The 14,143-nt window shown below is 69.5% G+C and carries 11 protein-coding genes; 6 read left to right on the forward strand and 5 right to left on the reverse strand.

The window, feature by feature from the left end; all coding sequences use genetic code 11:
• Nucleotides 1-169 precede the first annotated feature (169 nt).
• The 4 genes from H9622_RS01960 (at nt 170) to H9622_RS01975 (ending at nt 4,620) form a co-directional block, all read left to right on the forward strand.
• The gene (locus tag H9622_RS01960; RefSeq protein WP_191763739.1) at nt 170-1,471 is read left to right on the forward strand and encodes a sugar ABC transporter substrate-binding protein; all 1,302 of its coding nucleotides are present in this window, start codon (nt 170-172) and stop codon (nt 1,469-1,471) included.
• A gap of 12 nt (nt 1,472-1,483) precedes the next feature.
• Nucleotides 1,484-2,419 carry a carbohydrate ABC transporter permease gene (locus tag H9622_RS01965; RefSeq protein ID WP_191763741.1) on the forward strand — a complete coding sequence of 312 codons (936 nt, stop codon included), beginning with the start codon at nt 1,484-1,486 and terminating at the stop codon, nt 2,417-2,419.
• A gap of 1 nt (nt 2,420) precedes the next feature.
• Entirely contained in the window at nt 2,421-3,374 is a 954-nt protein-coding gene (locus H9622_RS01970; protein ID WP_191763743.1) for a carbohydrate ABC transporter permease, read from the forward strand.
• Between the two features lie 94 nt (nt 3,375-3,468).
• Nucleotides 3,469-4,620, forward strand: coding sequence for a glycoside hydrolase family 1 protein (locus H9622_RS01975; RefSeq protein WP_191763745.1), 1,152 nt, complete (start codon nt 3,469-3,471; stop codon nt 4,618-4,620).
• Nucleotides 4,621-4,822: 202 nt separating this feature from the next.
• Here H9622_RS01975 and H9622_RS16045 read toward each other — a convergent pair whose 3' ends face one another.
• The 3 genes from H9622_RS16045 to H9622_RS01990 all read right to left on the reverse strand — a co-directional run bounded on the left by H9622_RS16045 (nt 4,823) and on the right by H9622_RS01990 (nt 8,718).
• Nucleotides 4,823-5,479 carry a TetR/AcrR family transcriptional regulator gene (locus H9622_RS16045; RefSeq protein ID WP_191763747.1) on the reverse strand — a complete coding sequence of 219 codons (657 nt, stop codon included), beginning with the start codon at nt 5,477-5,479 and terminating at the stop codon, nt 4,823-4,825.
• Nucleotides 5,476-7,029 carry a glucoamylase family protein gene (locus H9622_RS01985; RefSeq protein ID WP_191763749.1) on the reverse strand — a complete coding sequence of 518 codons (1,554 nt, stop codon included), beginning with the start codon at nt 7,027-7,029 and terminating at the stop codon, nt 5,476-5,478. The genes H9622_RS16045 and H9622_RS01985 overlap by 4 nt, the downstream gene beginning before the upstream one ends.
• A gap of 210 nt (nt 7,030-7,239) precedes the next feature.
• Complete coding sequence (locus H9622_RS01990) at nt 7,240-8,718, reverse strand: XRE family transcriptional regulator (RefSeq protein ID WP_191763751.1); 1,479 nt, start codon at nt 8,716-8,718, stop codon at nt 7,240-7,242.
• Between the two features lie 230 nt (nt 8,719-8,948).
• Between H9622_RS01990 and aceB the strand changes: the two genes are divergently transcribed.
• Entirely contained in the window at nt 8,949-10,589 is a 1,641-nt protein-coding gene (gene aceB / locus H9622_RS01995) for a malate synthase A (protein ID WP_191765531.1), read from the forward strand.
• A 24-nt stretch (nt 10,590-10,613) separates the two neighbouring features.
• The gene (locus H9622_RS02000) at nt 10,614-12,209 is read left to right on the forward strand and encodes an isocitrate lyase (RefSeq protein WP_191763753.1); all 1,596 of its coding nucleotides are present in this window, start codon (nt 10,614-10,616) and stop codon (nt 12,207-12,209) included.
• A gap of 63 nt (nt 12,210-12,272) precedes the next feature.
• Here the strand turns inward: H9622_RS02000 and H9622_RS02005 are convergent, their stop codons facing one another.
• Both H9622_RS02005 and H9622_RS02010 read right to left on the reverse strand, forming a co-directional pair.
• The gene (locus H9622_RS02005; RefSeq protein ID WP_191763754.1) at nt 12,273-12,908 is read right to left on the reverse strand and encodes a response regulator; all 636 of its coding nucleotides are present in this window, start codon (nt 12,906-12,908) and stop codon (nt 12,273-12,275) included.
• Nucleotides 12,905-14,125 (reverse strand): sensor histidine kinase, encoded by a 1,221-nt coding sequence (locus H9622_RS02010; protein WP_191763756.1) that lies wholly within the window; start codon nt 14,123-14,125, stop codon nt 12,905-12,907. The genes H9622_RS02005 and H9622_RS02010 overlap by 4 nt, the downstream gene beginning before the upstream one ends.
• Nucleotides 14,126-14,143: the final 18 nt, after the last annotated feature.

Below are 14,143 nucleotides of genomic sequence, written 5' to 3' on the forward strand. Positions count from 1 at the left end.
ACCCCTGCCGAGAGGCATCCTGCCGTCGATGAGATGACTCTCATCGCCAATACCTTTCATGTGTAAGGTTTTTGGCGTACAGTCGGGGACCGCGACGCCCCCGCGTCGCGATCACAGCCGAGGCAGGGCCGCCACGGAGGCGGCGACGACCGATGGAGGCGTCAGACCGATGACCAGAACATTCACACGCAGAACATCCCGGTGGGCTGCGGCCGGAGCGCTGACGCTCGTCGGCGCACTCGTGCTCGCCGGCTGCGGGCGCAGCGACGCGCCCACGGGCGGCGGCGACGGCGGAGGCGGCGACGCCATCGACGACTCGCCCGCCAGCGGCACCGTCGAGATATGGGCGATGGGCAACGAGGGCGAAGTCCTCGACGAGCTCGCCGCCCAGTTCGAGGAGGAGAACCCCGACGTCTCGATCGAGGTGACCGCCGTGCCGTGGGAGAGTGCCCACGACCGCATCGCCACCGCGATCGCCGGTGGCCAGACGCCGGACGTCACGATGCTCGGCACCACCTGGGTCGGCGAGTTCGCCGCGACCGGCGCGTTCGAGCCCACCCCCGACGGTCTCGTCGACGAGTCGTCGTTCTTCGCGGGATCGTGGGACACCGCAGTCGTCGACGGCGTCGCCTACGGCGTGCCGTGGTACGTCGACACCCGCGTGCTCTACTACCGCACCGACCTCGCCGAGCAGGCCGGCCTCGAGCCGCCCGCGACGTGGGAGGAGTACACCGCATTCACGAAGGGCCTCCAGGAAGCCGGCGCGGAGTGGGGCGTATCGCTCCCGCCGGGCGGCTTCGACTCATGGCAGTACGTCACCCCGCTCGCGTGGCAGCAGGGCGGTGACATCCTCAACGAGGACGGCACCGAGTTCACCTTCGACACCCCGGAGTGGGAGGAGGCGTTCTCCTTCTACACCAGCTTCTTCGAGGACGGCATCGCCGAGCCTCGGCGTCTGGAGGGCGGTGAGATCGAGCAGGCCTTCATCACGGGTGAGGTCGGCGCGTTCTACAGCGGTCCGTTCCACGTCGGACTGCTCCTGGACCAGGGCGGCGAGGAGTTCGCCGACAAGTTCGGAGTCGCGATGGTGCCGGGTGCCGACAGCCGCACCAGCTTCACCGGTGGTGGCAACCTCGCCGTGTTCGAGGACGCCGAGAACCGCGACGCGTCGTGGAAGTTCGTGCGCTGGCTGAGCCAGCCCGAGACGCAGCTGGCCTGGTACGAGATCTCGACCGACCTTCCGAGCGTGCAGGAGGCCTGGGACGACCCGACCTTCAGCGACGACCCGTACCTGAGCGTCTTCGGCGAGCAGCTGCAGGATTCGAAGGCGCCGCCCGCGATCCCCACGTGGGCGCAGGTGTCCGCCGTGATCGACCAGGAGCTGGAGAAGGCCACACGCGGCGACACGACGCCGGCAGACGCGATCGCCACGATCCAGCAACAGGCCGCGTCGATCGGCACGGGTCAGTAAGCGACCCCTCCGATGACCGCCATCGCTCCCGCGGCCCCGCCGCGTCGCCCCGCACCCCGTGTGAAGGCGACGCGGCGGGAGCGCCGCATGACACGCAACGCCTGGCTCTTCGCCGCGCCGTTCGTGATCCTGTGGGTGATCTTCATGGCCGGCCCGATCATCGGGTCGCTGCTCATGAGCTTCACCGACATGACGACCCGCGACCTGCAGACGCCGTTCCAGGTGAACGTCGTCGGGTTCGACAACTACATCCGGCTGTTCCAGGACCCGCGCTTCCTCCGATCCCTCCTGAACACCTTCACGTTCGTGGTCGTCGCGGTACCTCTGACGATCGCCCTCGCCCTGGCGGTCGCACTGGCTCTCGACAAGGGCATCCGGCGCTTCCGCACGGTGTACCGCGTCGGGTACTACGCCCCGGTCGTGACGAGCATCGTCGCGATCGCGCTGGTGTGGAGGTTCATCCTGCAGCCCGACGGCCTGCTCAACGGCTTTCTCGCGATCTTCGGCATCCAGGGTCCGGACTGGCTGCAGTCCACGACCTGGGCGCTCCCGTCGCTCATCGTCATGGCGGTCTGGCGCAACATCGGGACGATCATGGTGATCTTCCTCGCCGCGCTCCAGGGCGTGCCACGCGAGCACCACGAGGCCGCGATGGTCGACGGCGCGAACGCCTGGCAGCGGTTCTGGAACATCACCGTGCCGGCGATGCGGCCGGCGATCCTGTTCGCCGCGGTCATCACGGGCATCGGGTTCCTGCAGTTCTTCGAGGAGCCGTACGTGATGACCCAGGGCGGACCGCTCGATGCGACCCTGTCGACGGCGATGTACACCTACGACCAGTTCGGGTTCGGCAACTACGCGTACGCGTCGGCGGCGAGCTACGTGCTCTTCCTCGCGATCGTGGTGCTCTCGCTCATCCAGTTCCGGTTCCTCGGAAGGAGGGACTGACATGACCGCCACTCCCCCGCGCACCGCAGACGCGCCCGGCGAACCGCCGCGGCGCCTCGGGCCCGTCCTCGCCTCCGCGTCGGTCACCGACACCGACGTGGTCGAGCAGGAGCCTCACCCCGCCGGTCGCCGAGGCCGCGGCGAGCGCCCCCGCTGGTGGCTGTACATCGTGCTGACGGTGGGCCTGGTCGTCATGATCATGCCCTTCGTGTGGATGATCCTCGGTGCCTTCAAGACCGACGCGGAGATCCGCCGCAATCCGACGGGTTTCCTGCCGGAGCAGCCGACGATCGAGAACTTCGAGACGCTGTTCGGCCGGCTCGACTTCACCACGTTCTTCATCAACAGCATCGTGGTCGCGGTCTTCGTGACCCTCGGCAACATCGTGTTCTGCTCGATGATCGGCTACGCACTGGCGAAGCTGCAGTTCCGCGGCAAGAAGCTGCTCTTCGTCATCGTGATCGGCACGCTGATGGTGCCGGGCGTCGTGACGTTCGTGCCCCTGTTCGTGCTGACCGCCAACCTCGGCCTCGTCAACTCGTATCCGGGCCTGATCCTGCCGTTCCTCATCTCGCCGCTGGGCGTGTTCCTGATGCGGCAGTTCATGCTGAGCCTGCCCGACGAGCTGATCGAGGCGGCCCGCATCGACGGTGCGAGCGAATGGCGCATCTTCCTGCGCGTCATCATGCCGCTGTGCGGTCCGGCGGTCGCGACGCTCACTATCCTCACGTTCCTCGCGAGCTGGAACAACTTCCTGTGGCCCCTCGTGGTCGCCACGACCGAGGACATGTACACCCTCCCGGTGGCGCTCGCCCTCTACTCGGTGGGCCAGAACGCGGCACGGTACGGCTTGATGATGGCCGGCGCGGTGGTCGTGGTGCTGCCGATGCTCCTGCTGTTCCTCTTCCTGCAGCGCTACTTCGTACAGGGCATCGCGCTCACCGGCATCAAGTGACGTGAGCGGATGAGGCCGCGGCCGACGGATCGAGTGGCGCCGAAGGCGCCGTATCGAGATCATCCGCTCCTCCGACAGAAAGGACCATCGAACGATGGACTTCCCCGAAGGCTTCCTGTGGGGTGCGTCGACAGCGGCGCATCAGATCGAGGGCGGCAACGTCAACTCGGACTGGTGGCAGCGCGAGTGGGGGCATCTGCCCGGCGCTCCCGTCGAGACGCCGTCCGGCGATGCCGCCGACAGCTACCACCGCTACGGCGAAGACATGGCACTCCTCGCCGACGCAGGACTTGACACGTACCGCTTCAGCATCGAATGGGCGCGCATCGAACCGGAGGACGGCTTCGTCTCGCGCGCGGCGATCGACCACTACCGCCGGATGGTGTCGACGGCCCGCGAACTGGGGCTGCAGCCGATGATCACCCTGCACCACTTCACGAATCCGGTGTGGTTCGCCCGTGAGGGAGGATGGCACGCGGATGCCGCGGCCGACCGGTTCGCCCGCTACGTCGAGGCCGCCCTTCCCGTGCTCGAGGGTGTCGACCTCGTGTGCACGATCAACGAGCCGAACATGGTGTCGGTGCTCGCCGACCCCGAGGTCGGGTTCCCGTCGATCGGGCTGCCTCCGGGGGTCCCGGCCGTGACCGACCGCCTCGTCGACGCGCACAAGCGCGCCGTCGAGCTCGTGCGCGGCGCGGGCGGGCGGGCTGGGTGGTCGGTGGCGACCCAGGCGTACCAGCCGGTCGAGGGCGGCGAGGCCGTCGCGGCCGAGTACGGCGGGTCGCGTGAGGACGTGTTCCTCGACGCCGCGACCGGCGATGACTGGGTGGGCGTGCAGGCGTACACGCGAACGAAGATCGGCCCCGACGGGCCGCTGCCCATTCCGGACGACGCCGAGCGCACGCTGACCGGGTGGGAGTACTACCCGCCGGCCGTGGGCGACGGCATCCGCAACGCCTGGGCCCGCGCCGGCGTGCCGGTCTACGTCACCGAGAACGGCATGGCCACGGCCGACGACTCCCGGCGCATCGACTACACGCGCGGGGCGCTCGAGGCGGTGCACGCCTGCATCGCCGAGGGCGTGGATGTGCGGGGCTACCTGCACTGGAGCCTGCTCGACAACTACGAGTGGGGCAGCTACCGGCCGACCTTCGGGCTGATCGCGTGGGACCGCGAGACGTTCGAACGCCATCCGAAGCCCAGCCTGGCCTGGCTCGGCGACGTGGCTCGCGCGAACGCCCTCTGACGCGGGGCGCGCCACAGTCAGGAGACGCGCCGCGCAGCAGGCGCCCCGGGGCGGCTGCGACGGCGTGTCTCCTGACGCTGGCCCGAGATCGGGCGCTGTGCGTCGCCGCTCCTGCGCCGTGCGTCGCCGCTCCTGCGCCGAAGCGCCGCACCCGCGCCCGTAGCGCCGCGTCGCGCCAGCGGCCGCGCGCACGCGCCCGCGCCTACACGTCGCGGCGGGGCAGCAGGTAACCGCGCACGAACTCTGCGAACAGCGCGTTCATGTCGACGGTGTCGTCGAGCAGCCACTGCTGCTGGATCCCGTCCATCACCGCGCTGATGAGACGTGCGGCGAGCGCCGGGTCGATGTCGGCCCGCACCTCGCCGTCGGCCTGCGCCGCGACGAGGATCGGCGTCGCGCTCTCGGCGCCCTCGCGGTACCGCCGCGCGAACTCCTCGTGCGCGGGGTGCTCCGAGTCGGTCGCCTCGGCTGACACCGTGGCGTACAGCGACGTGAGGCCGCGGGACTCCTGGTTGTAGGCGACGACCTTGGTCGCCTGCTCGATCAGCGTGTGCTCGGCGGGGTCGCCCGCGGCAGCGCGGATCGCCTCGTCGCGCTGGCGGAGCACCTCGGTGAAGAGCTCCTCCTTGTTGGCGAAGTGATGCATCAGTCCCGTCGGGGTGAGCCCGACGCGCTTCGCGATCTCGCGCAGCGACCCGCTGTGGTACCCGCTGCGGCCGAAGACGATGAGCGCCTGATCGACGATCGCCTGGCGACGCGCCTGGCCCTTCGCGTAGCTGCCGCGGGGCGCGCGCGCACCGCGAGCCGGGGCACCCGACGTGGGTGCCCCGGCTGCGGTCTCGGCGGCTTCGCTGCTCACTCGCGCGTGTTCTCCTCGGAGCTGAACACCTGCGCCTTCATGGCCGGCCGCAGGCGCTTCTCCATCTCCTTGTCGACGAAGTACCGCTTCAGCGTATCGCCGGTCAGCTCATTGCCGATGGCCGCCATGATCATCGACTGGTCCAGCGAGAGGTAGCGCTCGGCGACGGTGCCGCTGCCGACGGCCACCGAGTCGAAGAACCCACCGGGTCCGTAAGCCCCGAGGTCCTCCTCGAGGTGTGCGAGGTTCTCGAGCACGCCTCGGCGGTCGTAGGGCAGCGCGAGGAAGCTCGCGTGCGGCGTCACGACCCCGTCGCCGAACTCGGGATCGGGGTTCGTCCCCTCGGTGCACCCGGGCCGGTCGATGTCGACATCCGTCTTCTCGACGTCCGACGTGTACCCGTCGGAGCGCATGCCGGCGAGGTCGACGCCGTACTCGGCGTAGCCGCCGAACGGGTTGCTCGCCGGCGAGAAGCCCCATGCGCCGTAGCCGGCGTCCTCGAGCCCGTGGTGCTTCTGGACCGCGACGGTGATCGGATGGTTCAGCCGCCACGACCGCGGTCCCCACGTCGTCTCGGGCACCAGCAGGTCGGGCATGAGCGCCTCGAACATGCTGCCGCCCCAGCTCGGCACGAAGCTCATGCCGGCATAGGTGTACACGCCCTCCCAGACCTCGAAGCCCTGGTACGTGCGGTAGGTGCCGGTCGGCAGCTGCTCCTGCCATGCCCAGTCGCAGCCGGGCGGCATGGTGCGGTGCGTGCCGTAGAGCGCGGTCGCCGGGATCTCGCCGTTCGCGATTCCCAGGTACGTCGCGATCCGGCTCTCGCTCACGGTCGTGTCGTAGTGGTGACAGGTGTAGAACGCCGTCTCACCCGACCCGTTGTACATCGGCGCCTCGACGCTGCAGTCCGGCGGCGGCGCCTCCCAGAACCCACCGCGGTTCGTTCCGGCGGGCAGGCCGGGCGCGCCCTCGGGGTTGAAGAACGCCGAGAACTCCATCGAGTCGTACAGCGTGTCCGCCTGCGCGGCCAGGCTCGGCTCCGCCTCGCGGACGATGCGGAGGGATGCTGCGAGCCAGCCATTGTCGACCGTGCTGAGGAACGGGTACACGGGGTCGCCGGAGTCCGGCCAGGTCGTCAGCTTCGCTCCCGTGGCCGGGTCGTACCAGTTGTAATACATGCCGCTCGCGTCGTTGCGCTCGAGGTCCTCGAGGGTGTCGAGCGTCGTCGCCATGCGATCGCGGGCTTCGCCCTTCGAGATGATGCCCAGATCGCGCGCCGTGACCGTCGACCAGAGGTAGCCGCCGATGTTCGTCGGCGACGTGTAGGCGCCCGCGGTGGCGAGGTCGCCCGTGATGTTGTCGGACGGCAGGCCCGTCGCCTCATCGGTCATCGCGTCCAGCGACGCCCAGGTGTCTGCGGCGTAGCGCTGCAGGGTGTCGTTGCCGGGCTTGCCCTGACCCGGGCCGGCGATCGCCGCCGCCGGTGGCGCCAGCGCCACTCCTGCCGCTATCAGTCCCGCCACGGTCGCCGTGCTCAGCCATCGTCTCATCGCGCTCTCCTCGTCGAAAGCGGCTCCGCGGGCGGAGCCGTCGGTCCGGAAAACCTAACACCTGCCAGGTATTGGCGGAACCCCGGCATCCGCTCTCTCACGCGTCTCTCACGCACCCCCGCTCACCTGTCACGACACGCCGCGCGCCCCAGCACTTCGTGACAGGTGAGCGAAAGACGAGCGGCGGCGGCGAGCGGCCCGTACAAGAGGTCAGCGCGGAGCGTGGGCCGCGAGGAACTCGTACACGTCGGTCGTGTCGACGCCGGGAAAAGCGCCGGTCGGCAGCGTCGCGAGGAGCGTGCGCGGCGTGCGGACGTTCGGCCAGGAGTTCTCGCGCCAGGCGGCCTCGAGGTCGGCCGGCGCGCGCCGGCAGCACGCCTCCACGGAGTGCGTCGAGACGCCGCGGTGCGGGGTGTCGCGCCCGAGGAACCATTTCGTGTCGTCGAAGCGAACGCCGACGCTCACGGAGTGCGCGCCCTCGCTCGACTGCTCGACGCGGGCCGTGCACCAGTAGGTGCCGTTGCCGGTGTCGGTGTACTGGTAGTACGGGTTGAAGTGGTCGTCGACGTCGAAGACCGCGCGCGAGGTCCACTTGCGGCAGCACATCTGACCCTCGATCGAGCCGAGGCGGTCGGTCGGGAAGTTGACGTCGTCGTTCTCATACGCCTTCGTGATCGTGCCCGACTCGTGCACCTTGAGGAAGTGCACCGGGATGCCGAGGTGCACGGTCGCCAGGTTGGTGAACCGGTGCGCGGCCGTCTCATACGAGACCGAGTACGCGTCGCGAAGGTCTTCGATCGAGATCGCGCGGTCCTTCTTGGCCTCCTGCAGGAACGGCACGGCATGCTGCTCGGGGATGAGCAGGGCCCCGGTGAGGTAGTTCGTCTCGACGCGCTGGCGCAGGAACTCCGCGTACGACGTGGGCTCGCGGTGCCCGAGGATGCGGCTCGACAGCGCCTGCAGCACCGCCGTGCGCGGGTCGCCCTTGGCGGTGACCCGGCTCGAGAGGTAGAGGCGTCCGTTCTTGAGGTCGGCGACGCTGCGGGTGGTCTGGGGCAGGTCGGGCACGTAGTGCAGCGTGAACCCGAGGTGCGCCGCGATGTCGGATGCGGAGCGCTGCGTCAGCGGGCCGCCCGGGTGGTCGACGGCGTCGAGCACCGCACGCGCGTGCTCCTCGAGGTCGGCGAAGTAGTTGTTCTGCGTGCGCATGAGGCGGCGCAGTGCGACGTTGGCGCGACGCGCCTCTTCAGGCGTCGCCGCCCGCTCGTCGCGCAGCCGCTCGATCTCGGACTGCAGCGCGAGCATCGCGGTGAGAGCCTCACTGGGGATGGTTTTGCCGATGCGGAACGGCGGGATGCCGAGCGCCTGGAACGTCTGCCCCCGCATCGCCCGCTCGAGCGAGATCTCGAGGGTCGCGCGCTCGTCGAGCGGTTCCGACTCGAGGATCGCATCGAGCGATGAACCGAGCGCGCGGGCGATGGCCTGCAGCAGCGTGAGCTTAGGCTCGCGCCGGCCGTTCTCGATCATGGACAGCTGGCTCGGCGCACGGTCGACCGCCGCCGCGAGCTCTTCCAGTGTCATGCCGCGCTCGGCGCGCAGCTGCCGGATGCGGCGGCCGATGGTGAGGGAGTCCACATCCCCATCGTCGGAGACTTCCGCGACCGGATAGGAGGTGAAGGACGTCGTCATGGGGCGATTCTGTCACGAAAGCAGAAATACCCGAAATCTTCACAGCCGAATTGGTCAGGTGAAGGGGTGAACTTCACCGCACAGTGGACACACGACCATCACCGGTTGATCCAGAACGCGGATCTCGGGATGCCGGACCCGACGCACACGTCGGGTCGGAGCATCCCCCAGAGGCACTTGACATTCGTTCACAGGAAGACAGGGATATGACACCTGCAACCGCCACCCCGATGCGCACGCGCACCGGCCCCATCCCCACGCAGATCCACGAGCCGGCCATCGAGGTCGCCGGACGTCTCGCCCCGCGCTACGACGAGATCCTCACCCCGGAGGCGCTCGCCTTCCTCACCGAGCTGCACCACCGCTTCGGAGCACGCCGGCACGACCGGCTGGCCGACCGCATGCGTCGCCGCTTCCAGGTCGGCAACGGGCACGACCCGCAGTTCCGCGACGACACGCGACACATCCGGGAGGACGCCGACTGGCGCGTCGCCGGCGCCGGCCCGGGTCTGGAAGACCGCCGTGTCGAGATCACCGGTCCGACCGACCCGAAGATGACCATCAACGCGCTGAACTCCGGCGCGAAGGTGTGGCTGGCCGACCAGGAGGACGCCACCAGCCCCACCTGGAAGAACGTCATCGAGGGCCAGCTGTCGCTGCGCGACGCGATCCGCGGCGAGCTCTCGTTCACCAGCCCCGAAGGCAAGCGGTATGAGGTGACGGCGACCGAGACGCCCACGATCGTGATGCGACCCCGCGGCTGGCACCTCACCGAGCACCACATCCGCTTCACCGACCGCACCGGCCGCACGATGGCGGCATCCGGCTCGCTCGTCGACTTCGGCCTGTACTTCTTCCACAACGCCCAGCAGCTCATCGCGAACGGGCGCGGACCGTACTTCTACATCGCCAAGCTCGAGTCGAGCGAGGAGGCGAAGCTGTGGGACGACGTCTTCTCGTTCAGCGAGCAGTACATCGGCATCCCGCACGGCACGATCCGCGCGACCGTGCTCATCGAGACGCTGCCCGCGGCGTTCGAGATGGAGGAGATCCTCTTCGAGCTGCGCGATCACTGCGCCGGCCTCAACGCCGGCCGCTGGGACTACATCTTCTCCATCATCAAGAACTACCGCGGCCGCGGGGCTCGCTTCGTGCTCCCCGACCGCAGCGAGGTCACGATGACCGTGCCGTTCATGCGGGCGTACACCGAGCTGCTCGTGCAGACGTGCCACAAGCGCGGCGCCTTCGCGATCGGCGGCATGAGCGCCTTCATCCCGAACCGTCGCGACCCCGAGGTGACCCAGCGCGCATTCGAGAAGGTCGCCGCCGACAAGAAGCGCGAGGCCGGCGACGGCTTCGACGGCACGTGGGTGGCGCACCCCGACCTGATCCCCGTCGCCCGCGCCGAGTTCGACGCAGTGCTCGGCGACCGGCCGAACCAGGTCGACCGGCAGCGTCCCGAGGTCGACGTGAAGGCGGCCGACCTGATCGACGTGCACATCGGCCGGCCGATCACGGCGGCCGGCGTCCACGGCAATGTGGCGGTGGCGATCCGGTACATCGAGGCATGGCTGCGGGGCCTCGGCGCCGTGGCGATCGACAACCTCATGGAGGACGCCGCGACCGCCGAGATCTCGCGCTCCCAGGTGTGGCAGTGGATCCACCAGGACCGCGCCACCGAGGACGGCACCCCGATCACCCGCGCCTACGTCGAGGAACTCATCGAGCAGGTCCTCGGTGAGGTAGACCGTCGCGACGGCGACCGGTTCGACGACGCCGCCGAGGTGTTCCGCGAGGTCGCCCTCGGCACCGAGTTCCCGGCCTTCCTCACCCTGCCCGCCTACGCGCGCTTCCTCGTCGAGACCGACTGACGCACCTCCCCGAAGGACAACGACATGACCACTTACACCGATGACATCGCGGCCGTCGAGGCCCTGAAGACGCAGTACGGATCCCCCTGGGATGCCATCAACCCCGAGTACGTCGCCCGGATGCGCGCGCAGAACCGGTTCAGGACCGGGCTCGAGATCGCGCAGTACACGGCCGACATCATGCGCCGCGACATGGCGGAGTACGACGACGACTCGTCGGTCTACACGCAGTCGCTCGGCGTCTGGCACGGCTTCATCGGGCAGCAGAAGCTGATCTCGATCAAGAAGCACCTGAAGAGCACGAACAAGCGATACCTGTACCTCTCGGGCTGGATGGTCGCTGCCCTCCGCTCGGAGTTCGGCCCGCTGCCCGACCAGTCGATGCACGAGAAGACCGCGGTGCCGGCCCTCATCGAGGAGCTGTACACGTTCCTCCGCCAGGCCGACGCTCGCGAGCTCGACCTGCTCTTCACGCAGCTCGACGATGCGCGCCGCGCGGGCGACGAGACCGCGGTGGAGTTCATCCAGTCGCAGATCGACACCCACGAGACCCACGTCGTGCCGATCATCGCCGACATCGACGCCGGCTTCGGAAACCCCGAGGCGACGTACCTCCTGGCGAAGAAGATGATCGAGGCGGGCGCGTGCGCGATCCAGATCGAGAACCAGGTCTCCGACGAGAAGCAGTGCGGCCACCAGGACGGCAAGGTCACCGTGCCGCACGAGGACTTCCTCGCGAAGATCAACGCGGTGCGGTACGCCTTCCTCGAGCTCGGCATCGACAACGGCATCATCGTCGCCCGCACCGACTCGCTCGGCGCCGGGCTGACGCAGAAGCTGGCCGTCTCGAGCGAGCCGGGCGACCTGGGCGACCAGTACAACGCGTTCCTCGACGTCGAGACGATCTCCGAGTCCGAGCTCAGCGACGGCGACGTGGTCATCCGCCGCGAGGGTCGGCTGCTGCGCCCGAAGCGCCTCGCCAGCAACCTGTACCAGTTCCGGCCCGGCACCGGTGAGGACCGCGTCGTGCTCGACTGCGTCACGTCGCTGCAGAACGGCGCCGACCTGCTGTGGATCGAGACCGAGAAGCCGCACGTCGAGCAGATCGCCGGCATGGTCGACCGCATCCGCGAGGCCGTCCCGAACGCGAAGCTGGTCTACAACAACAGCCCGTCGTTCAACTGGACGCTCAACTTCCGCCAGCAGGCGTACGACCAGCTCGCAGCCGAGGGCGCGGATGTGTCGGCGTACGACCGCAGCAGCCTGATGAGCGTAGAGTACGACGACACCGAGCTCGCGCGGCTGGCCGACGAGAAGATCCGCACGTTCCAGGCGGACGGCTCGGCGCGTGCCGGCATCTTCCACCACCTGATCACGCTGCCGACCTACCACACGGCCGCTCTGTCGACCGACACGCTGGCCAAGGGGTACTTCGGCGACGAGGGGATGCTGGCCTACGTGAAGGGCGTGCAGCGCCGCGAGATCCGCGAGGGCATCGCGACGGTGAAGCACCAGAACATGGCCGGCAGCGACATCGGCGACAACCACAAGGAGTACTTCGCCGGCGACGCGGCCCTGAAGGCCGGTGGCAAGGACAACACGATGAACCAGTTCGGCTGATCTACGGAGACGACGGATGCGCGGGCCGCACGGTCCGCGCATCCGTCGTCTCCGCCATACGTGTTAGGACAGCAGGCCGCGCTCCATGGCGAGGGTGACGGCGCGCGTGCGATCGGCGACGCCGAGCTTGTCGAACACCTTGAGGAGATGCGTCTTCACCGTCGACTCGCCGATGCCGAGTGCCACCGCGACCTGCTTGTTGCTGTGCCCGGTCGCGACCAGCCGCAGCACGTCGAGCTCGCGCGCAGTGAGCGCGACAGCGTCGGGATCTGGCCGACGCATCCGCTCGACGAGGCGCACGGCGACCTGCGGCGAGAGCGCCGACTGACCGGCGGCGACGGAGCGGATGCCCGCCACGATCTCGGCCTGCGGTGCCGCCTTGAGCAGGTATCCCGAAGCGCCCGCCTCGATCGCGGCGAGGATCTGGTCGTCGGACTCGTACGTCGTGAGGATCAGCACGCGCGGCGGCGGGGTGCCCGCCTCTCCACCGGCGATCCGCGCGGTCGCCGAGACGCCGTCGACGCGGGGCATGCGCAGATCCATGAGCACGACGTCGGGCGAGGTCGCCCGCGCCAGCGTGACCGCCTCGTCCCCGTCGGATGCCTCGGCGACCACTTCGAAGCCGGGTTCGTCCGAGAGCAGCCCGGCGAGCCCCGCGCGCACGACGGGGTGGTCGTCGGCGATGAGCAGACGGATCATGGCGTGACCTCCGTGCGCGACTCGGCTGCCGGCACACTCCCGGCGACCGCGCCCGCCTCCAGCGGGAGCCGCACCCGCACGGTCGTGCCGGCGCCCGGCGCCGAGTCGACCTCGAACGTACCGCCCGCGAGCGCAACGCGGTCTCCCATGCCGTCGATGCCGAACCCGGTGCCGGTAACTGCGGGGTCGAAGCCGCGCCCGTCGTCGGTGATCTCCAGCGTCGCTGCGCTCTCGGCCACGCGCACCGACACCGTGACGAGCGTCGCCTGCGCGTGCCGGGCGACGTTCGACAGCCCCTCCTGCGCGCAGCGCAGCAGCACGACCTGACGGTCGCGGTCGAGCGCCTCGGCGGTCGCATCGACGGAGACGTCGATGGCGGCACCCGACTGGGCGCGGAAGCGCTCGGCCAGCCGCTCGATCGCCGCGCCGAGCGCCGCCTCGCCGGGCACGGCCGCCGTGCGCGCGACGAGGGCGCGGGCTTCGTCCAGCGCGTCGCGTGCGACCTGCTCGACGGTCGCCAGGGTCGCGGCCGCGGCATCCGCTGCCCCCTCCCGCGACTGCCGCCCGGCGCGCTCCGCGAGGATCACGAGACCCGCGAGACTCTGGGCGAGGGTGTCGTGGATGTCGCGCGCCAGCCGCTCCCGTTCCTCGGAGGCGCCGCGCTCATGACTCAGCGCCCGCACCTCGGCCTGGGCCGCCGTCAGCTCCTCGACGAGGCGCCCACGTTCGTCGCCGTACTCCGCGATGCTCGTGATCCACAGCCCGAGCGCCGTCGCGAACACGAAGGAGAAACCCGTGGTCGCCAGCCCCGCCAGGATCGCGCCGAGGCTGAAGCCGCCGCCGATCGTGTAGCCGATCAGCACTGCCGCGGCGACGACGGCGGAGCCGATGACCCCTCGGCGACGCGAATCGCCCAGCACCCAGGCGAGCGGGTAGGCAAGCGCCTGCAGGATGGCCAGGAACGCGGACGCCGCCGTGCCCACGACGAGCACCACGGCGACCGCGACGAGGTAGGCGACGAACCGGGCGTCCGACGGTACACCCACGGCGATCGCCGGACGCGCGATGATGAGGTAGGTCAGGGCGAACGCGGCGATCGCGCTGTAGGCCACGACGCTTTCGACCGCGTCCGCCGGCACGAGCCCGAACGCGATGGCGGCCGCGGTCGCCACCGTTCCGGCGACGACCGCGACATCCCACCAGCGCTTGTTGAGCATGGTCCTCCTGGTCCTCTT

The sequence above is a fragment of the Microbacterium gallinarum genome (assembly GCF_014837165.1).
In the GTDB taxonomy this organism is placed as follows: domain Bacteria; phylum Actinomycetota; class Actinomycetes; order Actinomycetales; family Microbacteriaceae; genus Microbacterium; species Microbacterium gallinarum.